This window comes from Pseudomonas sp. HS6-2 (genome assembly GCF_049325675.2).
GTDB lineage: Bacteria > Pseudomonadota > Gammaproteobacteria > Pseudomonadales > Pseudomonadaceae > Aquipseudomonas > Aquipseudomonas putida_N.
The window spans coordinates 4,663,053-4,685,155 of record NZ_CM143906.1 but is presented as its reverse complement, the minus strand read 5'-3'; the positions used below and the strand labels follow the sequence as shown (position 1 = coordinate 4,685,155).

Sequence of the window (22,103 nt, the reverse complement as noted above, 5' to 3'; positions counted from 1 at the left end):
TTAAACACTCGTTGCATGTGGCAGTTGTTGGTAGTTGAGTTTGGATGCGCTTTCACTTTCAAGTCGCGCTTCAAGCTGGATTCCCAATCGTTTCATTGATGAGTTTACAACCACTGCAGTGTTTTTCATTTGCTCGCCGAAGTTAACAAGTGATGTGTTCTGTCCATGAAGTCGGCGCCGATAGCCGATTATATTCAAGTGTACGGCTTCAGATACTTCGCATAGCTTTAGATACATGTCGTAGTCCACGGCATTTCTCACTCGCTCGTTAAATCCAGTGGTTCGATGCCAGTAGCGCTTTTTAAATATTCTGAAATGATGCGCGATCATCGCAGTCAGCATTTTTTCTCGCGTAAAGACAGGATAGTTATAACCTTGCTCTATACGGCCGTCTGGATATTCGTTTTCGTAGCTTGTATAAACCAAGCCAGTGTCAGGGTTTTTGTCCAGCACAGCTACGCACTTCTCGACGACATCGCTTGCCAGATAGTCATCGCTATCAAGTTGCCCAATATAAATACCACGGCAGAGGCTGAGGGCAGTATTTGATGCCTTACCGATACCACCATTTTCTTGACGGACCCAACGAACGCGCGGATTGTTCGAGAAGTACCTCTCCAATACCTGCGGTGTTTCATCGGTAGAGCCGTCGTCGCAAATGCAAACCTCAAGATCTGTAAAGGTCTGATTGAGGGCGCTGTGAATCGCATCGCAAATAGTGTCGGCGCAGTTGTAGGCTGGTATATAGATTGAAACCTTGGGTACAGGGTAGGTTTCTTTTTTATTTGTGATCAAGTGGCGGTAGTAAGGACAAATATTCCCAAATAGTTCTCCACTTACTTCTTTACCTGCGCTCCGGTCGGTTTCATTCTCACCACCCTCAGGTTCTTGGTGATAAGCCATCGCACCCATGATTGGCACAATGTACTTACCCGTGTTGAAGAATCGGAAGCCAAGTTCGGTGTCCTCAAAACCCCAGGAGTTGAAGCGTTCATCGAATCCACCGATCGATTCGAAACTTTTCTTTGAAAACGCAACGTTGCCACTGGCAAATGTTCGGAAGGGCACCGATTCTGTGCGCAAACTTTGCGTACGTTCGAATATTTCCAGTCGCCAGTCGACGGAGTGCTGCCCTTGAATTTTTCCGGCAACAGTATTGTTCGTAACGATCTCGCGGAAACCCTCCTCAAGGTCGTGACGTTCGATGATTTCGTCAGGGGTGGTTTCGCTCAAATCAATATATTTGCGCGGGCCGATCAACACAGCTCGGTCCAGGTTCTTCCACCACTTTGCGTAATTTAATACAAGGTCCTGCGACGGGAACATATCAACATCGAGCAAGACAATCAGCTCATTGCGTGCGACGTGGATCCCGTTGTTTCTCGCGGCAGCGGCTGTGAAACCTACATCTTTATGCCAGACGTATTTGATGTCTAGAAGTTCAGAGAACTCTTTGATGACTTCCATTGTTGTTTGGCTGCTGCCATCATCTGTGACGATGACTTCAAACAGGTTTGCGGGATAGCTTTGTCTTACCAGGCCAGCCAGGGTTTTTCTAAGTGGCTCAATTCTGTTGTAGGTAAGGATAACAATGGATGCCTTTACGTTGTTACTTCTAGGGTCTTGGTCAATATGCTTTTCGAGAGGAGAGTAGTCATTGGCCAGTCCGCGTAAAGGGGCAAGAGGTTCCGTGATTGGAAAATTGCTAGGGATTTTCTTGAAGCGCGACAGATCCTTGTCTACTTTAATAGCTGTTGTCTTGAAGGGCACATAATTTATCGGATAGGATGAGCCGCTTCGTTTTTTGCGCTGATGATCGATCAGGAAGTCTAAGGCGCCGATTGCGCCCAAGCGAGCTCTGCGCTCTTCAAGGTGCTCGATATTCAGTTTACTAGTCATGATTGGGACCTGGATGAGCAAGGTTACAAGGTGGCGAAAGTTTTAAATACATGTGTTTAGTGTGCTTTCCAGAAGGCTTACTGCGATCTGGTGAGACACAAGAATTTGTTGCGTTCTTTCACTGCCAGCGTGTGGTAGCCTTTGAGCAAAAATAGACCCCAGCTTTTCTACGGCATACGTATTTCCTGGATCGTCAAGCAAGTGCCGAGTCAGCAGCTGTATGGATTCGTCAAGCTTATCTGCCTGATTCAAGCGATCAACTTTTATGGGCAATAAAAGTGAAATGGCGGTTTTTATGTGCGATTTCAGTGATTCACATTGGTCTGATAGGCCAGCAGCGAAGTCAGTCGCGTCTTCTGCTTCGCATGTATTGCCGAGCAGGCGGTGGCAGGTGGCTATGCCCAAGTGCGCCCATCCAAATAGCAGATCAGTTTCTGCCGCTTTTTTATAAGTACTGAGTGCAAGTGAGAACTGATCTTCAAGCAGATGCGTTTCAGCAGTTTTGCAGATCAGGAAGGCATCAGGCCCGGTGAGCTTGATGATGGATTCCCACACATAGCGCGCTTCAGAATACTGACTGGTCTCCTGGAGCCTGCAGCCAATCTGGTAGGCCTTGGTAATATTTACCATTTGCTCGTTGCTGAGCCTGCCGCTGATCCGTTTGAAATTCACCGAAAGCAGTTCCAGGCCTTCAGCGCGTCTAATCAATGGGTAGGGCAAGGGATTTGAACTAGGGCCGAATGTTTTTGTCGGCCCGGATAAGATCAGATGGTTGCTTGCATTTCGAGCCGTCAGGGTGTGTGGCTGGGCATCGTAGAGCTCATAGGAGAGTTTGACTGCAAACATATGGTTACCGTCGCCAATCCCTGCGTCCAATAAGTCTTGACGGAACTGATCGGCGAGCCCATGCCCTACAACTTCGCCATCGCAAAGAATGTCAACATAAACGCGGTCGAGGGGCGTTGATGGATTGAGTGCCCACCCATAGGCATAACCGTCTTCAATGTAGTCAAGATGACCGGCTACGCTATTATTCACGCCTTGTTCGGCTTGCACTGCTCTTGAAGCTTTTGTCGTGCTTTTAGACTTTGCTGTGCTTGTCGTCTTTGTAGTGCTTGCAGGTTTTGGAGTTTTAGCAGTTCTAGAGGTTTTTGACATTGGGTGCGTCCGAGCAAAGTTCTTATCAGCGTGTGCTAATGGGCGGTAGTGCCGTGTGTTCGATTATATTGGCTATTGTTTAATTCTGAGCGTTGCTCCTGGGCTTCGCTTGCACGTTGGATCGAGCCGCTACCCTCACCGGAGGCATTGCTAAGCCTCCATATGGGCCGCTCAGATAATCATGACTCAGGGCTGGGTGATAGTGTTGGTCTGTGTCGTTCGCAAGTGTCCAACGGTGGATAAACTCATCCTGTTCCCGATTGGCACGCGCACGGCGCTCCGCACTGACATCTTTACCCCGACTGGCCGATTCGGCATGTATCAGTTCGGCAAAAGGGGTCCATATCAGATGATACCCAAGTGCTTTTACGCGAAGGCAAAGGTCTACGTCATTGAATGCCACTGGGAACGCAAGATCGTCTAGGCCGCCGATACCATCAAATACGGACCTGTTAAGCAGCAGGCAAGCTGCAGTAACTGCGCTTTGTCGTCGCGTTACCTGATTCATACCGAGATAACCTGCGTCGCGCTGCTCCAGAGTGTTGCCAGCATGCGCAGCCAAGCCGTTGATGCCTACTACCACACCGCCGTGTTGCACCATGCGGTTTGGCCACAGGAGTTTTGCACCTACAGCGCCTACTCCAGAATGATGCAGTTGAGCTACCATTTCCTTAAGCCAGTCACCCTCGATGATCTCGATATCGTTGTTCACCAAACCAATCAACTCGCCAGTCGCAATGCTTGCCGCACGATTGTTAATGGTGGAATAGTTGAACGGGTAAGGGTGCTCCAGAACGCTCACTCCCCGCGTCTTGATATCCTCGAAATACGCCAAGGTAGCGGGATCGCTGGACTGGTTGTCGACAACGATGATTTCAAGTTCAGGGTAATCGGTGTCGTTGAGCAGCCCTTCGATACAGGCGTGCAAAAGCTTGTACTGATCCCTTGTCGGTACGATCAGGCTCACCCGTGGCAACTTCTGCGGCAATGGCCAGTGAACCCTCAGCAGTGCCGGATAATCCGGTACGCGGCTTACCGAAGCGCCCGGTGCCAGCGCCTCGCACAACCACTCGACTGCACATAAACGTTGCGGCGATGGCTCAGCCTGCTCTGGGCTGGCCGGTGTACGGCTGGCACGGTGATAAAGCACGCGAGGCAAGTGCGTAACCCTCGCTTCACTGTTTTCAGTGGCGAGTGCCACGCCTGCGAGCAAATCGTGCCAGCCGATGGAGGGTTGATCAGCGCGAGCTTCCAGCAGCGTCATGGCCGCTTCTACGATGTCTGCACCGAAGATCACCCCCGGGCTGAAGATATCTGCGCCAATGAACAAATCGATGTCCCACACCGGTTTCAGCCAAGGCAGGCTGCGCTCGCCCTGAGGGCCGTCGCGATCACAGTCAGCGAATGCCCAGGCACTGCCCTCATCAAGCAAGGCGCTAAGGTGCGGCAGAGCGAGCGGTGTCAAGCGATCACCAGCGTGCATCGGCAAGATGCGATCGCACCCTGCCGAAAGCAGCTGTGCAATTGCCGTTGCCAGATCTGTCGATGGTGCAATGGCCAGATCATGGACATCGGCGCGGTTGGCACCCAGGCTCGCCAGGCTGATGTGTTCCAGGGCTTTATCACCTTCGCTGATCAGCAGCAGACCAAGCTTGCCCTGCAGGGCAGGGGTGTCCTTTTCGTCCAGGCGCTGGAAGGCCTCAAACCACTGGGGGTAGCTCTCCCAGCCGGCGCTCTTCGGCAAGCGCAAGCTTTGTTCATTGGCGACTGCGGTCAGCAGCTCCAGCGTCGGCGCATCATGGGTGGGGGCGAGCTTCTTGATCAGGCCTTCCACACCCTCCGGCCAGATGCACAGACGGATCGGGCTGCCCGCCAGCGGCTGGCCCAGGTCGTTGACCACATCCAGCACATGCAGTTTGCCGTCGGCCAACTCCCAAGGCAGATCGATGGCAAACCCGTGGTCACTGGTCGCCCGGTACGCCAGCGCCTGGTTATGCACGTTGCATGTGCCTTGGCCCACTACCTGATTGCCTTCTCGTATCGTCACTTGCACATGCCGGCGCGGTGCCTGAGGGTCCCAGCACCAACCGCCCACCCGCAGGCCGCCGGTGTGCCAGACCTGCGAGGCAATGGAAGCGCTGTCCTGGCTGGGTGCGGAGGGCAGCAACACCTGGCCTTCCAGGGAATATCCCTGATTGGCGATTTGCGCGGTGATGACCCGCGCTTCATCGAGCCAGCTCTGGCGCAACTGCACGACAAAACCATGGAACTGGTCACCGGCCAGCGCCTGTGGCTCGTACTGGTCGGCGCGAACGAGGGCGACACTGGCGCCGTCGATGAACACCTCGATGGCCAGGCGTTGCTCTGGCTGCGTGTTGTTCATGGCCCAGCCATGCAGCACGTCACCCTGCAGGCCGAGGATGGCACCGGTGAACGCGGGATGGATGACGGGCTGTTGCGCCGCCTGTGGTTGATCCAGGAGGTGTAGGGTCATCGGTCCGGGCTCGGTGAAAAAGGCAAAGAGGTGAGGGCGGTTGCGCCGGCTTCGTTTGTCAGCAAGCCGGGTGGGGCATACAGCGGCAGTGCCAGCTCGTCCGCGAGGGTCGAGGCGGCCCAGTCGCTGCCGGGGTTTTCGGCCAGGCTCAGCACGCCGCCGCAGCCGGCCGCCTGGGCGCGCTCGGCCAGGCTGAAGTCACGGAGCTCAGGGAGGTCGTGAACGGCCCCGGTGGCTCTCAGTTGCTTCAGCCAGGGGCTGTCGCCATGGGCCAGCAATCGGATCGGCAACTGTTCGCGGCCGATGTGCCGGGCTAGTTTCAGCCAGCGCTGAGCGGTGTCGGCGTCGCGCAGGTTATCCCCGATCAGCAGGGCCTTCGGGTTATCGGCCGGTGCGCTGTTGTCTGTCGGGCGGGTTTGGATCAGAAATTGGGCGCCCGGCAGTGCGCTGGCGTAGGTCACCTGCAGAGCCTGCCAGGGCAGCTGCACGCTGGCCGCTTTGCGGGCGAACCGCTGCCAGTCGTAGTCATTTTGCTGGCTGAGCAGGCGGTCGTCCTGGCAAAGGATGCGGTATGGGATTTCCAGCCGCGCTGGCAGGTCGAACAGGGCCACCGGGCAGTGTGCCAGTTGCTTGAACACCAGCGTCTGCAGCGGCAGTTTGCGTAGGCACTCGACCAACTCGGTGAAGCCGTCCGGCAGCTCGAACTCCAGGGTCAGTGGCAGCGGTTGCAGGGGCGCGCACAGTATCGCCCAGGTGCGATGGCTGTCGCGGTGGTAGCTGAGGCTGAAGTCGGCGCCGCTGTTGGCGCCATCATGGATGTACAGTGCCTTGTCGGCGTGCGCTGGCCAGCAGGTGCTTTGTTCGCTCGCCACTTTGCTGGCCAGGTGTTCGAGGCGCGCCTGTTGCAGCGCCTGCCGGGCCGGCTTGATCGGGTCGCGCAGGATGAAGGCGTTGTAGCGCGCCGAGGCGTCGGGGTAGCGTTTGCGCAAAATGGCATTGTTGTGCGCCACGCGCATGATCTTTTCGGCACCGAACGAAATACCGCCCTGGTGCGCGACGAACACGTTGGGTGCCCCCATGTGCCGCCAGCCATGCTCGCGGGCGCGCAGGCACCAGTCGGTTTCTTCGCCATAGCCGCGCGACAGGTGCACTTCGTCCAGGTAGCCCACCTCATCCAGCGCGGCGCGCTTGATGTACAGACAGAAGCCGCAGCCGGTCTCGATTTCCATCGGTGGGCTATTCACCTGGCGGGCCAGTTCGTCCAGCTCGGCCTGCGCCTTGGCGCTAGGCATATCATGGCACACCTGGCTCTGCGGGAAGCTCATCAGCTCGCCGTTGTTGGTGAAGGGTGTGACCGAGGCGATGTCGTCGGCGCTGTAGGCCACTTGGCGCAGGCGGTCGAGCCACGCGCCGTGCACGCGGGTGTCGGCGTTCAGCCACACCACGTCCTTGTTCGGGCTCAGGGCCATGGCGCGGTTCATGGTGCGGATGAAGCCGAGGTTCACGGCGTTCTGCACCAGGGTGATCTTGCCTTTCGCCGCCAGCACCTTCAGCGCCTTGGTCAGCTTGGGCTGCGGTGAGGCATCGTCGAACACCACCAAGCGGTGGGGCGTGCGGTTAAGCTTGCGGGCTTCAAGGGCGCTGTTGATGCACTCGAGGGTTTCTTCAAGGCCGTCATAAACCGGGATCAGCACATCAACCGGTTGTTCCAGGCCGCCACCACCTGCGGCAGGCGGCGGCACCAGGGCCGGCATGGCGTACACCGGGCTGCCCTGCAGTGAAGTGCCGTCGGCGAAGCGCACGTGCACGGCGGCTGTCGGGTTGGGCACGCTGATACGGATGCCGCCATGGGTGGCAGGCAGGCCGGCGGCGCTCAGCAGCGGGTGAGGGGCGCTGGCCGTAGTTGCAACTTTGGCGCCGTTGGCTTCCAGTTGCAGGGTGACTGGCGCTTGCAGGTTGCGCAGGTCGATGGCCCAGCCATGGATCTCGCGGCGTTCCTCGACGTAGCGCATCACCCCGACGGTGCGCGGGGCGTCAGCTTGCGCAGCCAGGAGTTTGAGCACCAAGGCCAGCTCTTTGCCGGAGGCGATTTCTGGCAGGTAGGCGAGGATCATCCGGCGCAGTTCGGCGGGCGTATTCGCCTGGCTGCGGGCCTCCCACAGGGTCATGCGGATGGCCGCTTCATTGGGCTGTTTGCGCCACGCTGTGGTCAGGTATTTGCAGGCCAGGGCGCTGTGCCCCTGGGCTAGCAGGCTGCGACCGATCAGGGCATGGATGTCGGCGCGTTCGGGCAAGGCCCGGGCGGCATTGCTGAAAAACAAAAAGGCCAGCTCAGGCGCCTGCGGCAGGGCCGCGATGCCTTTCCATACTTGGGCTTCCGGCCGGTACTCGGCGGTCTGCAAGGCGCGCTCGAGTGCGGCGGCCGCCAGGTCATGCGCATTGGCTTGCCGATGGCGGTGGAAGATGTCCATGAGCGTTTCGCGCCCATGGTCAAGAATTCTGGACATAAGCTTGGCTTGGCTACAAAAAATAAAAAGAGGGGCGACCCGGAAGTCGCCCCTTTGGCGTATACCCGGCCTTGCGGCCGGGCATATGCGGGCTACAGCAGGGCTAGTTACACCTGGCCGTGCAGCACAACGACGTTGTCGATGTGGTTAGCAGCTTCGGCGGAACCAACGATGCCCAGAGCGACGTCGGCGTGAGTGCCACCGTTCTCCAGGACAGCCATCCAGCTGGCTTTGCCTGCGTCTTCTGCGTCGCGGCCCAGTGCCGACTGGTACAGAGCGTCGATGAAGTCGCTGTTGGACTTGTTACCAGCTTCTTCCGAGCCCACGATGGCTTTGGCAACGTCCGCACGGCTGGTGCCGTTGAACAGCAGGTTTACCCAGTTGTCCAGGCCTTCGGCTTCAACTTCGCGACCCAGTACATTGCTGTACAGGTTCGATACGAAGTCGGCGTTCGACTCGTTCAGTGCCTGAGCTTCTGCAGAAGTCGAGATGGCTGCAGCGATATCAGACAGGCTGACACCTTTGGCCAATTCGGCTTGCCAGTTGCTGATGCCAGCCTCTTCGGCATCACGGCCCAGCAGAGCTTGGTACAGCTCGTTGATGTCGACCGCGCTCACGGTGTTGGAGAACTCGGTAGAGTTCAGGAACGAGTTGGCCAGGTCTTGCAGCGAGGTGCCAGCTGCCAGCTCCGATGCGTAGTTTTGCGCACCATTGGCATCAACGTCACGGCCCAGGAGGCCTTCGTACATGCGCAGCACGGTGGCTTCGGCTTCGCTGTGAGCCAGAGCTACGGTGTCACCGTTGGCGAAGGTCAGGAACTCTGCGTTGGAGATCAGCGCAGTCTGGTTACCGGTCAGGTTGACGCTGTAGTTGTTGCCGACAGCGAAGTTGTAGTCGCTACGTGCGCCATCCAGCTGAACAACGTCGAAGCCTTCGCCGGTGTCGACCACGTCAGCGTGGTTGCTGCCGCTCAGGATCACGGTGTCGGTGCCCGAACCGGTCTTCACGTAGTTGTTACCAGCGCCAGCGACCACGGTGTTGTTGCCGTTGCCGGTGATGATGGTGTCGTTGCCGTTGCCTGCGTCGATGAAGACGTTCTGGTCGCCAGCAACAGTGATCAGGTCGTCGCCGTTACCGGTGGTGACGATCTGGTCGACTTGGCCAGTAGCGGCCAGGGTGGCAACTTGGGCAGCCGGAGTCGGAACATTGACAACCAGGTTGGCGTCGCTTTCCAGGATGAAGGTGTTGGCGCCGGCAGCCTGGGCTGCGGTCAGGTCAACCACTACCTGGTCGTGCTGGGCACCAACGACTACGCCGGTTACCACGTTGGCGTTGCCGCCTTCTGGCAGAACCAGGTTCACGCCGTCGAAGGTAGCAACGTTGACGGTTGCGCCTTCAGCGTCCAGGCCCAGCAGCGAGCTGATGGCGTCGACGGTGGTGGCCGACAGGGAGGACGCTGCCAGGTGGTCTTGCAGTTCCGCTACGGGATTATCGTATTGCATTGTGTATTCCTGTTACTTCAAGCCAGTTGGCTTGTTGCACTGATTTTCTGCGGTTGCGCAGAGTGTTCCCACGGAGACTTAGAGCGGGCAGCGTTCATCTTCGTAACGGGAGTAACGGCGATATGCAGCGCCACCAACGGCTCGGTGCCGGTGGGGCCATGCATCATCTGATTGGAGACCAGGCGCTGCGGCTCGGCGTTGCCGAACACGATGTGGCCTGTGAGTTCGTAGCGTTTGCGCTGTGGGCCGACCAGGCTGAATCCGGTGCAGATCAGCGGCAGGCCTTCGCCACGTACGCCGACGAAGGTGCCGGTGGATACGTTGCGGCTAGGGCCGGAGCCGGCGACCATGCAGGTGTAGAGCAGGTCGACACCGGCCGGTTTATCCGGCCAGTTGATGGCAAAGCTCTCGATGAATTCGTCGCTGTTTGGCATGCCGACCCAGCCTTCGCTGGACACCACCTCGCCTGAGCGCTGCAGGTGCGCGGTCAGTTCGAGAGGCGTTGGTGCTGCGCTGCTGGCAATGGCCGGGGCTGGCTCGGTGCTGGACACCACGGCAAAGGTGCGCATGATGGCAGGGGAGTTGTCGATGCGGTCGATGCGCAGGTCGATCGGTTCGATCACGTCGTCGAACATGTGGTATTCGGTGATCAGGACGGTGGTGACCCCACCCTTGACCCGCGCCACGATAGTGTCGCCGAGCTTGGTCAGCATGTTCTTGCTGACGCCTTCGGCCGGGAAGAAGTCGATGGAGCCTTTGCCCAGGGGCGCTTGCTGCAAGGCAATGCACACGGGCTTGTCGGCCGGGGGCTGCGAGGCGTACCGGAAGATGTACATGCCGGGTTCGAGCAACGTCACCCGCGAACTGATCTTCAGGCCGTCAAGCGGTTGCGAAGGCATAGACATGGCTTTGTTAAGCTCCTTTTACGTACAACACTGGCAGCTAACTTGCTCAAACCTGTGCGTAACCAATACGGCCAGTGATGGCTCCCTGCAAGCCGCGAAGATGCAGCGGTGAGAAAAGCTTGTCAACCGCGATGATTAAAAAAAATTTCATTAAAAAAACGAACTAAATCGGCTCAGCCGCGTCGCTGCTGGGTTGCAAGGGCATAACGGTACTGCCTGCTAGGTCATATATATGACATGAAAAAAATAGCAAAATCATGATATTGGAACGATCGTTTTGATAGGCGTCAATTTTCGGGCTCGTCGGGGTAATAAAAAAACAGGCTACCCGGTCGTAGGCGCCATCCGTAGGGTTCTGCCCGGTGTTTGGTGGCAATGTGCCGTGTAACTTTCAGGCTGTTGAACAGCTACGTTGGCTGTGGATTGCGACGGTCTTACGCGGCCGCCAACGATTTCATGAAAGTGTCAACTAGCCGGCATTTCGTCAGTTCTCTGATCGCCGGAACCCGACCAATGCACTCCGTAGTCGCAAGTGGGTGTTACACTGCCGGCCGTTTTCGCTTTCCTCGCGTATGGATACCATGAGTTCACTATCCGAAAATAACCTGCAGTCCGCCCTTAAAGCCTGTAAAAGCAGCTTCCTTTCGGTCGGTTTCTTCAGCTTCTTCGTTAATGCCCTGATGCTGGTGCCCACCTTCTTCATGATTCAGGTGTCGGGCCGTGTCGTCCCTTCCAGCAGCACATCCACCTTGCTGATGCTCACACTTATCCTGACGGTACTGGTGGTGACCATGGGGGCGTTGGAATGGGTGCGTTCGCGCATCATGGTGCGCATCAGCAACCGGCTTGATGTGATGCTCAGCCGTGATGTCTACCGGGCCAGCTTCAAGCGTGCGCTCAATAGCGGTGGTGCCGATGCCACGGCGCAATCGCTCAACGACCTGACCTCGTTGCGACAGTTTTTCACTGGTCCAGGGCTTTTTGCCTTCTTCGACGCACCTTGGTTCCCCATCTATACCGCCGTGATGTTCCTGTTCCACCCATGGTTCGGCTGGATGACAGTGGCGTGCGGCGTTGTGCTCGCGGTGCTGGCTGTGGTCAATCATCGGGTGACGGGCAAGGCGTTGGCGACCGCGAACAAAGAGAACGTTGCCTCCAACATGATCACCACCAAGACACTGCGCAATGCCGAAGTGATCGAGTCGATGGGCATGCTGGAAACGTTGATGAATCGTTGGGCCAAGCGCCAGCGCAACATCATGTTGCTGCAGTCCGAGGCGAGCGATAAGGGCGGGATCGTCAGCTCTGCCTCAAAAACGTTCCGCATCTTGTCGCAGTCATTCATGCTGGCCATTGGTGCTTACCTGGTAGTCACTCACGAAATCAACCCTGGGCTGCTGATGGCCGGTTCGCTGCTGTTGGGGCGAGCGCTCTCACCGATAGACCAGATAATCTCCAGCTGGAAGGGCTTCGTTTCCGCGAAGGTCCAGTACGATCGCCTGAACAAAGTCATGGACGACCTGAAAAAAGAGCCCGAGCGCATGCCATTGCCCGCGCCGGAAGGTCACATTCAGGTGGAAAACCTGATCCTCGCGCCCCCCGGCGCAAAAGCTCCAGTCCTGCGCAGCATCAGTTTTGTCGCCCCTGCCGGTTCCATCGTTGGTATCGTTGGGCCAAGCGCCGCCGGCAAGTCCACCCTGGTGCGCGGCCTTATGGGCATCTGGCCGCCTCAGCACGGCGTAGTCCGCCTCGACGGCGCCGATATCGCCAGTTGGGACAAGCAAGCCCTCGGCCCACATGTTGGCTACCTGCCACAGGACATCGAACTGTTCGAAGGCAGCATCAGCGAAAACATCGCCCGCTTCGACAAGGTCGACCCGGAAAAAGTCGTGGAGGCCGCGCAAATGGCCGGCGTGCACGAAATGATCCTGATGCTCCCCGACGGCTACGACACGGTCATCGGCAGTGACGGCATCAACCTCTCCGGCGGTCAGCGCCAGCGCATCGGCCTGGCCCGCGCGCTCTACGGCAACCCGCGGCTGATCGTGCTCGACGAGCCCAACTCCAACCTCGACGACATCGGCGAGCGTGCGCTGGGCGTGGCCCTGCAGAAACTCAAGCAGACCGGCGCCACGGTGTTCATCGTGTCGCACCGGCCGAACATTCTCACGCGCCTCGACCGTATCCTGGTCATGGCCGGCGGCACCCTCTCGTTGTACGGCGAGCGCGACCGCGTCATCGCCGAGCTTGCGGCGCAACAGGCCAAGGCCCAGCAGCGCGTTGCCCAGCCCGTCGCACCCGCTGCACCTCACCCGGTTCCCCCAGCGGCCACCCCCGCTGCGCCAGCGGTCACCAGCAGCACTGGCGCGTAAAAGGATTTTCAGATGAGCAGTAAAGCGATCACCACGTTCGACCACAATTTCGACGACATGCCCACCTCCGACCGCGGCATTCGCCGCATCGGCCTGACCATCGTCTTTGTCACCTTCGGCATTTTCGGCACCTGGGCGGCCTTCGCGCCGCTCAGCAACGCTGTGCATGGCTCCGGTACGGTCACTGTGCAGAACTACCGCAAGACCGTTCAGCACCTGGAAGGCGGCATCGTCAAAGAGCTGCATGCCCGCGACGGCGACCTGGTGAAAAAGGGCGACCCGTTGATTGTGCTGGACGAAAGCCAGCTGAGTTCCGAATACGAGTCCACCCGCAACCAGCTGATCGTCGCTCGCTATAAAGAAGCGCGCCTGCGCGCCGAGCGCGATGGCCTGCCGGCGATTCCCGGCGTGACCATGGAGGGCACCGACTCGGACCGCGCCAACGAGGCGTTGGTCGGTGAACAGCAAGTGTTCAAGGCCCGACGTGACTCCTTGCAGGGCGAGATTTCGGTCAACCGCGAACGCATCGAGCAGATGAAGCAACAGATCGCCGGCCTCAACGACATGATCCGCACCAAGACTGGCCTGGAGAAATCCTACAGTGGTGAGATCAAGCAACTGAAGGAACTGCTCGCCGAAGGTTTCGTCGACAACCAGCGCCTGCTCGAACAGGAGCGCAAGCTGGACATGCTCAAGACCGAAGTCGCCGACCATGAGTCGAGCATCACCAAGACCAAACTGCAGATTGGCGAGACCGAGCTGCAGATCGTTCAGTTGAAAAAGAAGTTCGACGCCGACGTGGCCAACGAACTGGCCGATACCCAGGCCAAGGTGTTCGACCTGCAGGAAAAGGAAGCAGCCCTGCGTGACCGCCTGTCGCGAGTGGTCATCCGTGCGCCCGAAAGCGGCATGGTGCTGGACATGAAAGTGCACACCATCGGTGGTGTGGTGAGTGCCGCTACCCCCTTGCTGGACATCGTGCCGGCCTCCTCGGAGTTGGTGATCGAAGCCAAGGTGGCGACCAAGGATATCGACCGCCTGGAGCTGGGCAAGACGGCAGACATCCGTTTCAGCGCCTTTAACCAAGCTACCACTCCGGTCATCGAAGGCACCTTGACCCGCATCTCGGCCGACAGCCTGACCGAAGAGCGCACCGGCGATCAATATTACCTCGTGCGCGTCAACGTCACCGAAGACGGCATGAAAAAGCTCGGCAACCGCAAGCTGCAACCCGGCATGCCGGCTGAAGTCCTCATCAACGCAGGCGACCGCACCATGCTGCAGTACCTGCTGAAGCCGGCGCGCAACATGTTTGCCGAATCGCTGATCGAGGAATGATTGTGCTGCGTTTGCTACCCGGTGTACTGATGTGCGTGGCCGCCTGGCAGGCGGTGGCTGTTGAAAACCAAAGCCCGAAGGGCGTTTCGGCGTCGACCTACGCGCTGGACCTGGCGGGCTTGTATCGCGAAGCCCGGCTTGAAGACCCGCGTGTGCTGATCGGCTATGCCCGTGCGCGTTCCGCTGCCGAGAAGCAGCGAGAGGCTTTTGGCCAGTTGCTGCCTCAGGTGTCGGCCAACGCCAACTCCAGCCGCGTGTTGCGCAAGAACGAGCTTACGCGCGACATATACAACAACGAGAGCTACTCGCTCAGCCTTACCCAATACCTGTACAACAAGCCGGCCTGGGAGCGTTACCAGAAGTCCAAGAGCGTCAAGGCGCAGCAGAGCCAGCAAGCCGAAGACACCCTGGCCGAGGCCACCGTCGATCTTGCCAAGCGCTATTTCGTTGCCCTGGCGGCGGACGATGAGCTGGCGCTGGTGCAGGCCGAGCGCCGCGCCACGCAGAAAAACCTCGACCGCGTCAGCATGATGTTCGACCGGCAGATGGCCAAGATCACCGACAAGCTCGACATGCAGGCTCGGGTGGATGCCCTGGCGGCACAAGAGGTGGATGCGCGCAACCAAGTGCAGGTAAGCCGTGAGGCCCTGGCCGAAATCGTCGGCCGGCCAGTGACCGAGCCGCTGAGTCGGGTGCGCAACGATGTGGCCTTGCAGGCACCGACCCGGCCGTTGCAAAGCTGGATCACCCAGGCAGTGGAGACCAACCCGATGCTCAAGGCGTCCCAGAGCGGCGCCGAGGCGGCGAACGCGGCGGTGCGCGAGGGCAAGGGCGAGCATTACCCGCAACTGGGCCTGAGCCTGAGCGCCCAGCAGAGCGACCAGGGTTATGACAACACCCAGGCGCCGCGCAGCGATAGCTATGTGGCCTCGCTGGGGGTGAAGATCCCGATCTACAGCGGTGGTTCCACTTCGGCCCGGGTGCGCAGTTTGTATGACGACCAGCTGGCGGCCGAGGAGCAGGCCGAGGGCATTCGTCGGCAGGTGGTGAAGGAAACCACCACGGCTTATCTGACCGCCCAGTCCAGCGTCGAGAAGATCCGCGCCAACCGCAATGCCTTGTCGTCGGCCCAGAAGTCGAGCGTGGCGGCGCAGAAGGCCTTCACTTTCGGCGTAGTCAACGCGGTGGATGTGCTGACGGCGGTGCAGAACGAGTTCAAGGCTCGTCGTGATCTGCTGAAGTCACAGTACGACTTCATCACCAATCTGTTCCTGCTTAACCGCTGGGCGGGGGAGTTGAATCAGGACAGTGTCGATCACGTCAATGTATGGCTGAGCCCAGTGCCGGAGACCAGTCTTCCAGGTGGTGATGTGGCATTGCTGGACGTAGGGCGCTGATTGGGTTTGCCGTGGGGGTGCGGCGTTTGTGAGATCGAGCGCCGCCCCAATCCCATCCAGCATTTCCGAAATTTCCTACGATCATTTCGCTGGAAACGCCCGCTTCTGGAATTTATCGTACGCCCCTTGTCGATTGGCGTCCGGTTGCTGCTGAAAAACCTCGCTTATACCCTGCACAGGTGGCATTTTTACCTGCTGGCGCGCGGCCGCTTTTTCCGAGTCGAGTACGCTGCCCAACAGATGTATACTCCGTCATCGAACCTTAACGCGCGAGGCAGGAATCGCCCGCGCCGGTCTGACATTCACACATGCCCGCACGGCACTATCGGAGTTGGTTAAGTCGCATGAAAGCAATCGTCACTGGGATCACTGGTCAAGACGGCGCCTACCTGGCGGAACTGCTGCTGGAGAAGGGCTACACCGTCTACGGCACCTACCGGCGCACCAGCTCGGTCAATTTCTGGCGCATCGAGGAGTTGGGCATCCACACCAACCCTAACCTGCACCTGGTCGAGTACGACCTCACCGACCTGTCGGCCAGCATCCGTCTGCTGCAGACCACCGAAGCCACCGAGGTCTACAACCTCGCGGCGCAGAGCTTCGTGGGTGTTTCCTTCGAACAGCCGGTAACCACCGCTGAAATCACCGGCCTGGGCGCGGTGAACCTGCTCGAAGCCATCCGCATCGTCAACCCGAAGGTACGCTTCTACCAGGCGTCCACCTCGGAAATGTTCGGCAAGGTCCAGGCTATCCCGCAGGTCGAGGATACCCCGTTCTACCCGCGCAGCCCGTACGGTGTGGCCAAGCTGTACGCGCACTGGATGACCATCAACTACCGCGAGTCGTACGGCATCTTCGCTACCAGCGGCATCCTGTTCAACCACGAGTCGCCGCTGCGTGGCCGTGAGTTCGTGACCCGCAAGATCACCGACTCGGTGGCCAAGATCAAACTGGGCCTGCTCGACAAGCTCGAGCTGGGCAACCTCGACGCCAAGCGCGACTGGGGCTTCGCCAAGGAATACGTCGAAGGCATGTGGCGCATGCTGCAGGCTGACGTGCCAGACACCTTCGTGCTCGCCACCAACCGCACCGAAACCGTGCGTGACTTCGTCTCGATGGCCTTCAAGGCTGCCGGCATCGAAATCAAGTGGAGCGGCAAGGACGAAGCCGAGCAGGGCACCTGCGCCGCCACTGGCAAGGTGCTGGTCGTGATCAACCCGAAATTCTACCGCCCTGCGGAAGTCGAGCTGCTGATCGGCAACCCGGTCAAGGCCAAGGAAGTACTGGGTTGGGAACCGAAAACCAGCCTCGAAGAGCTGTGCCGCATGATGGTCGAAGCTGACCTGCGTCGTAACGAAAAAGGGTTCTCGTTCTGATGCAAATGGCCAGCAAACGCGCGCTTATCACAGGGATTCAGGGCTTCACCGGTCGCTATATGGCAGCCGAACTGCGAGCCCGTGGTTATGAAGTCATAGGGACGGGCAGCCAGCCGTTGCAGGCACCTGATTATCATCAGGTCGACCTGACTGACGGCCTTGGCCTGCGCGCATTGCTGGCCGAACTGCAGCCGGATGTCGTTGTGCATCTGGCTGCCATCGCCTTTGTCGGTCACGGTGCAGCCGACGCGTTCTACCAGGTCAACCTGGTGGGTACACGCAACCTGCTCGAAGCCATCGCGGCCTGCGGCAAAACACCGGATTGTGTGTTGATTGCCAGCAGCGCCAACGTTTATGGCAATGTTTCCGAAGGGATGCTCGATGAGCAGACCTTGCCGGCGCCAGCCAACGATTACGCGGTCAGCAAGCTGGCCATGGAATACATGGCCCGCCTGTGGTTCGATCGCTTGCCGATCGTCATCACGCGCCCCTTCAACTACACCGGTGTCGGGCAGGCGGAAAACTTCCTGCTGCCCAAGATCGTCTCGCACTTCAAGCGCAAGGCGGCCACCATTGAACTCGGTAACCTCGACGTCTGGCGCGATTTCAGCGACGTGCGGGCAGTGGTGCAGGCCTACCGTGGCCTGATCGAAGCGCGCCCGGTGGGGCAGACGGTGAACGTCAGCTCCGGGCAAACCCACTCGCTGCGCGAAGTGATCGCCAAATGCTCGGCCATCACCGGCCATCAGATCGAGGTGCAGGTCAACCCGGCGTTCGTTCGGGCCAACGAGGTCAAGACCCTCTGCGGCGACAACAGCCGCCTGCGCGCCCTGGTTCCGGGCTGGCAAACCCCGTCGCTGGATGAAACCCTGGGTTGGATGCTTGCGGGTAAATGAAGCTCATCCTTTCCGTCGAGCCGGTCCGCTTCCCGCTGACCGGCATCGGGCGCTACACCTACGAGTTGGCCACCCGGCTGCAAAGCAGTAGCGAAATCACCGACCTGCAGTTCTTTGCCGGGCGGCGGTTCTTGCCGGCCTTGCCGAGCGCGGCCGAGCAATCCGACGCGGTGCATGGCCTGAAGCGCCTTGTGCAGAAGAACGCACTGGCCGTCGAGGCCTACCGGCGGCTGATGCCGTACCTGCGCAAGCGCGCGCTGAAGGGGCATGAGGATCATCTCTACCACAGCCCCAATTACTACTTGCCGCCGTTTGCCGGGCGCAGTGTGGCAACGTTCCACGACCTGTCGCCGTTTACCTGGGCGCATTGTCATGCACCGCAAATCGCGCGCTACCTGCAGAAAGAGTTGAAGCTCACGCTCGAACGTGCCGACGCGCTGATCACCGATTCGCACTACACGCGTCAGGAGCTGGCCGATTATTTCGCCTGGCCCATCGAGCGCATCCACGCAGTGCCACTGGCCAGTTCGCCCGAGTTCTACCCTCGCAGCGGCGATGCCCTGCGCGAAACGCTGGCCCGCCATGGCCTGGAGGCGGGCGGCTACAGCCTGTTTGTCGGTACCATCGAGCCGCGCAAGAACCTCGAAACCCTGCTGGACGCCTACGGTAAGCTGCCGCTGGCGCTGCGCCAGCGCTGGCCGTTGGTCCTCACCGGCTACCATGGTTGGCGCAGCGAGGCCATCCACCAGCGTATCGCCCAAGCGCAGCAACAGGGCTGGGCTCGCTATCTGGGTTTCGCGGCCAGTGAAGACCTGCCACTGCTGTATGCCGGAGCGCGGCTTTTCACCTTCCCCTCGCACTACGAAGGCTTCGGCTTGCCAGTGCTCGAAGCGATGAGCTCGGGCGTGCCGGTGGTGTGCTCCAACAGCTCGTCGTTGCCAGAAGTGGCAGGGCAGGCCGCGCTCATGTGCGCGCCGGATGACGTGGAGGGCCTTAGCGCCCTGTTACGCCAGGGGCTGGAGGACGAAAGCTGGCGCCTGTCGGCGGTGGAGCAGGGCTTGCGCCATGCAGCCGGCTTCTCCTGGGAGTGTTGTGCTCAGGCCACCATCGAGGTTTACCGGAAGGTCAGTGAGGGACGATGATCAAGGTACTGCACTTTTTCAAAACCTATTACCCCGATTCCATGGGGGGTATCGAACAGGTCATCTTCCAGATCGCCGAAGGCACCCGCGCCCAAGGCATCGATTCCGAAGTGCTCTACCTCAGCGACCGCGGTGCAGCTCGCAATGAGCGGGTCGCCAACCACCTGACTCACCGTTCCAAGCTCGATCTGCACCTGGCTTCGACGGGGTTTTCCTTGTCGGCGCTGAAAGACTTTGCCGAACTGGCGCGTCAAGCTGACGTCGTGCATTACCACTTCCCCTGGCCGTACATGGACTTGGTGCATTTCCTGGCGCGACTGAACAAGCCGACGGTGGTCAGTTACCACTCGGACATTGTCAAGCAGAAGTGGTTACTGAAACTCTATCAGCCGCTGATGCATCGGTTTTTCTCCAGCGTTGACCGGGTGGTGGCGTCTTCGCCCAACTACGCGGCGCACAGCCCGGTGCTGACGCGTTTCCACGACAAGGTCTCGATCATCCCCTACGGGCTGGACCGGGCCACGTACCCGCAGGCTTCGGTCAGCAAGCTGGCCTATTGGCGCGAGCGGCTGGGGGAGCGCTTCTTCCTGTTCGTCGGCGCGCTACGCTACTACAAGGGCCTGGACTACTTGCTACAGGCCGCCAAGATCAACGGCTTGCCGGTGGTGATCATGGGCGGTGGCTTCCTTGAGGGTGAGCTGAAGCAGCAAGCCGCTGATCTGGGGCTGGGCAATGTGCACTTCCTCGGTGGCCTGGCTGATGAAGACAAGGCGGCATTGCTTGAGCTCTGTTATGGCTTCGTGTTCCCCTCGCACCTGCGTTCCGAGTCGTTCGGCATTTCGTTACTGGAAGCAGCGATGTTCGGCAAGCCGCTGATCTCCTGCGAGATGGGCTCGGGCACCACGTACATCAACCTGGCCGAGCAGACCGGGCTGGTGGTACCGCCGCGTGACGCTCCGGCGCTGGCCCACGCCATGCAACGCCTCTGGGATGACCCCACCATGGCCCAGGCCATGGGGGCCAAGGCCCTGGAACGTTACGAAGCAGTTTTCACCGCGCCGGCCATGGCGGCGGCCTATGCCGACCTGTACCGTAGCTTGCTGTAGTCCCCAAGCATGCCTGCTTCAGCCTTTAGATAAGAATAACTTGCATGGATAGTCGAACGATTCTTGTCACCGGCGCCAGCGGTTTCGTTGGCAGTGCCCTGTGCCGCCAACTGAACATGCTGGGCGTCTTCAGTGTCCGCGCCCCGTCACGTCGTGACGCCGAGCTGGCCGCTGAGACCGACTGGGTATCTGCGCTAGCCGGTGTCGACGCGGTGATACACGCCGCGGCCCGCGTGCACGTGATGCAGGAGAACGCCAATGACAGCCAGGCCGAATTCCGCCGGGTCAATGTCGATGGCACCCTCAACCTCGCCCAGCAAGCCGCCGCTGCCGGGGTGCGCCGTTTCATTTTCATCAGTTCGATCAAGGTCAATGGCGAACTCAGCCAGCCTGGGCAGCCTTTGCGCGCCGACGACACGCCTGCGCCGCAGGATGCCTATGGGGTATCCAAGCATGAAGCCGAACAGGGCTTGCTACAGCTGGCGGCGGCCACCGGTATGGAAGTGGTGGTGATTCGCCCGGTGCTGGTCTACGGACCGGGCGTCAAGGCTAACTTCCTCAGCATGCTGCGCTGGGTGCAGCGGGGTGTGCCGCTGCCGCTCGGTGCCTTGCCAAACCGCCGCAGCCTGGTGTTCGTGGATAACCTCGTCGATCTGGTGATGGCTTGCCTCGATCACCCGCAGGCGGCCAATCAGGTGTTCCTCGCCAGCGATGGCCAGGACGTGACCCTGAGCCAGTTGTTGCGGGCCATCGGCCAGGCGCTGGGCCGCCCGGCGCGGTTGCTGCCAGTACCGCCTTCGCTGCTGCACGCGGCGGCGCGGGTGTTGGGGCGCGGTGATCTGGCGCAGCGCCTGCTAGGCTCGTTGCAGGTCGACATCACCAAGAATCACCAGTTGCTTGGCTGGACCCCTCCCTTCAAATTGGAGCAAGGGCTCAACCTGACCGCTCGCGCTTTTCTGGACGCTCAAAATCGATGATCTGGCTGATTCTACTGGCTGGCGTGGCCGCGCTGGCAATGACGGCGGGGCTGCGCCGCTATGCCCTGGCGCGCAGCCTGCTGGACATCCCCAATGCGCGCAGCTCGCACGCCCTTCCGACCCCGCGTGGTGGTGGCCTGGCGTTCGTCTTCTCGTTCCTGCTGGGCGCGCTTGCCCTGGGCTGGGCTGGCATGGTGGCGCCAGCGCTGCTGGTCGCCCTTCTCGGCGCTGGTAGCTTGGTGGCGGTGATCGGTTTCATGGACGACCACGGCCATATCGCTGCACGATGGCGCCTGCTTGGCCACTTCGTGGCCGCAGGTTGGGGGCTTTACTGGATGGGAGGCATGCCGCCGCTGATGGTGTTCGGATGGGCATTGGACAGCGCCTGGTTAAGTGCGCTGTTCGGGATGCTGTACCTGGTGTGGCTGCTCAACCTGTACAACTTCATGGACGGCATCGACGGCATCGCCAGCATCGAAGCCATCTGTGCCTGTATCGGAGGCTGCCTGCTGTACCTGGTCAGTGGCTATCCGCAGGCGCTGTGGCTGCCAATGTTACTGGCTGCGACGGTGGCCGGCTTCCTGTTCTGGAACTTCCCGCCAGCGCGTATTTTCATGGGGGACGCCGGCAGTGGCTTCCTGGGTATCGTGCTGGCTCTGCTGGCGTTGCAGGCTGCCTGGATAAACCCGCTACTCTTCTGGGGGTGGTTAATACTTTTGGGTGTATTCGTGGTCGACGCGACCTTTACCCTGGTGCGACGGCTGCTGCGCGGCGAGCGCGTCTACGAGGCGCATCGTAGCCATGCCTATCAGTATGCTTCACGTCAGCAGGGTAGCCACCGGCCGGTAAGCCTGGCGGTGGCGGCCATCAACCTGGGCTGGTTGTTGCCAGTGGCGCTGGCGGTCGTGGCGCTAGGGCTGGACGGCGCAACGGGAACCATCGTGGCCTATTTCCCTCTTATACTGCTAGCGATCAAATACCATGCCGGGAAGCGGGAATAACATGGTCGAGCAAGCCGGGCATGGCACGTTGAG

General features: G+C 59.7%; 15 protein-coding genes. 9 read left to right on the top strand and 6 right to left on the bottom strand.

Annotated elements, in window-relative coordinates:
* From ACOKS3_RS21915 to ACOKS3_RS21890, 6 genes are all read right to left on the bottom strand, one after another.
* Window positions 1-1,899, bottom strand: a complete 1,899-nt coding sequence (locus ACOKS3_RS21915) for a glycosyltransferase family 2 protein (protein WP_422762999.1) — start codon at window positions 1,897-1,899, stop codon at window positions 1-3.
* Between the two features lie 42 nt (window positions 1,900-1,941).
* Window positions 1,942-3,057, bottom strand: coding sequence for a hypothetical protein (locus ACOKS3_RS21910; protein WP_422763000.1), 1,116 nt, complete (start codon window positions 3,055-3,057; stop codon window positions 1,942-1,944).
* A 79-nt stretch (window positions 3,058-3,136) separates the two neighbouring features.
* Window positions 3,137-5,551, bottom strand: coding sequence for a glycosyltransferase family 2 protein (locus ACOKS3_RS21905; protein WP_422763001.1), 2,415 nt, complete (start codon window positions 5,549-5,551; stop codon window positions 3,137-3,139).
* Window positions 5,548-8,022 (bottom strand): glycosyltransferase family 2 protein, encoded by a 2,475-nt coding sequence (locus ACOKS3_RS21900; RefSeq protein WP_422763052.1) that lies wholly within the window; start codon window positions 8,020-8,022, stop codon window positions 5,548-5,550. Before ACOKS3_RS21900 ends, ACOKS3_RS21905 begins: the two co-directional genes overlap by 4 nt.
* 143 nt (window positions 8,023-8,165) lie before the next feature.
* Window positions 8,166-9,560, bottom strand: a complete 1,395-nt coding sequence (locus tag ACOKS3_RS21895; protein WP_422763002.1) for a DUF4214 domain-containing protein — start codon at window positions 9,558-9,560, stop codon at window positions 8,166-8,168.
* A gap of 17 nt (window positions 9,561-9,577) precedes the next feature.
* Entirely contained in the window at window positions 9,578-10,459 is an 882-nt protein-coding gene (locus ACOKS3_RS21890; protein ID WP_422763053.1) for a hypothetical protein, read from the bottom strand.
* A 587-nt stretch (window positions 10,460-11,046) separates the two neighbouring features.
* Here ACOKS3_RS21890 and ACOKS3_RS21885 point away from each other — a divergent pair.
* The 9 genes from ACOKS3_RS21885 (at window position 11,047) to ACOKS3_RS21845 (ending at window position 22,070) form a co-directional block, all read left to right on the top strand.
* Window positions 11,047-12,837, top strand: a complete 1,791-nt coding sequence (locus ACOKS3_RS21885; protein WP_422763003.1) for a type I secretion system permease/ATPase — start codon at window positions 11,047-11,049, stop codon at window positions 12,835-12,837.
* A 12-nt stretch (window positions 12,838-12,849) separates the two neighbouring features.
* Window positions 12,850-14,175: an HlyD family type I secretion periplasmic adaptor subunit gene (locus tag ACOKS3_RS21880; RefSeq protein WP_103449628.1), complete on the top strand. Its 1,326-nt coding sequence runs from the start codon at window positions 12,850-12,852 to the stop codon at window positions 14,173-14,175.
* A complete protein-coding gene (locus tag ACOKS3_RS21875; protein ID WP_422763004.1) occupies window positions 14,172-15,572 on the top strand; it encodes a TolC family outer membrane protein in 1,401 nt (466 codons plus the stop codon). Before ACOKS3_RS21880 ends, ACOKS3_RS21875 begins: the two co-directional genes overlap by 4 nt.
* A 344-nt stretch (window positions 15,573-15,916) precedes the next feature.
* Entirely contained in the window at window positions 15,917-16,948 is a 1,032-nt protein-coding gene (gene gmd, locus ACOKS3_RS21870; protein WP_103449630.1) for a GDP-mannose 4,6-dehydratase, read from the top strand.
* Window positions 16,948-17,844, top strand: a complete 897-nt coding sequence (locus tag ACOKS3_RS21865) for a GDP-mannose 4,6-dehydratase (protein WP_422763005.1) — start codon at window positions 16,948-16,950, stop codon at window positions 17,842-17,844. Before gmd ends, ACOKS3_RS21865 begins: the two co-directional genes overlap by 1 nt.
* A complete protein-coding gene (locus ACOKS3_RS21860) occupies window positions 17,841-18,986 on the top strand; it encodes a glycosyltransferase family 4 protein (protein WP_103449632.1) in 1,146 nt (381 codons plus the stop codon). The genes ACOKS3_RS21865 and ACOKS3_RS21860 overlap by 4 nt, the downstream gene beginning before the upstream one ends.
* The gene (locus tag ACOKS3_RS21855) at window positions 18,983-20,092 is read left to right on the top strand and encodes a glycosyltransferase family 4 protein (protein WP_422763006.1); all 1,110 of its coding nucleotides are present in this window, start codon (window positions 18,983-18,985) and stop codon (window positions 20,090-20,092) included. The genes ACOKS3_RS21860 and ACOKS3_RS21855 overlap by 4 nt, the downstream gene beginning before the upstream one ends.
* A gap of 44 nt (window positions 20,093-20,136) precedes the next feature.
* Window positions 20,137-21,069, top strand: a complete 933-nt coding sequence (locus ACOKS3_RS21850; protein WP_422763007.1) for a UDP-glucose 4-epimerase family protein — start codon at window positions 20,137-20,139, stop codon at window positions 21,067-21,069.
* Window positions 21,066-22,070, top strand: a complete 1,005-nt coding sequence (locus ACOKS3_RS21845; RefSeq protein ID WP_422763008.1) for an MraY family glycosyltransferase — start codon at window positions 21,066-21,068, stop codon at window positions 22,068-22,070. The genes ACOKS3_RS21850 and ACOKS3_RS21845 overlap by 4 nt, the downstream gene beginning before the upstream one ends.
* Window positions 22,071-22,103 lie beyond the last annotated feature (33 nt).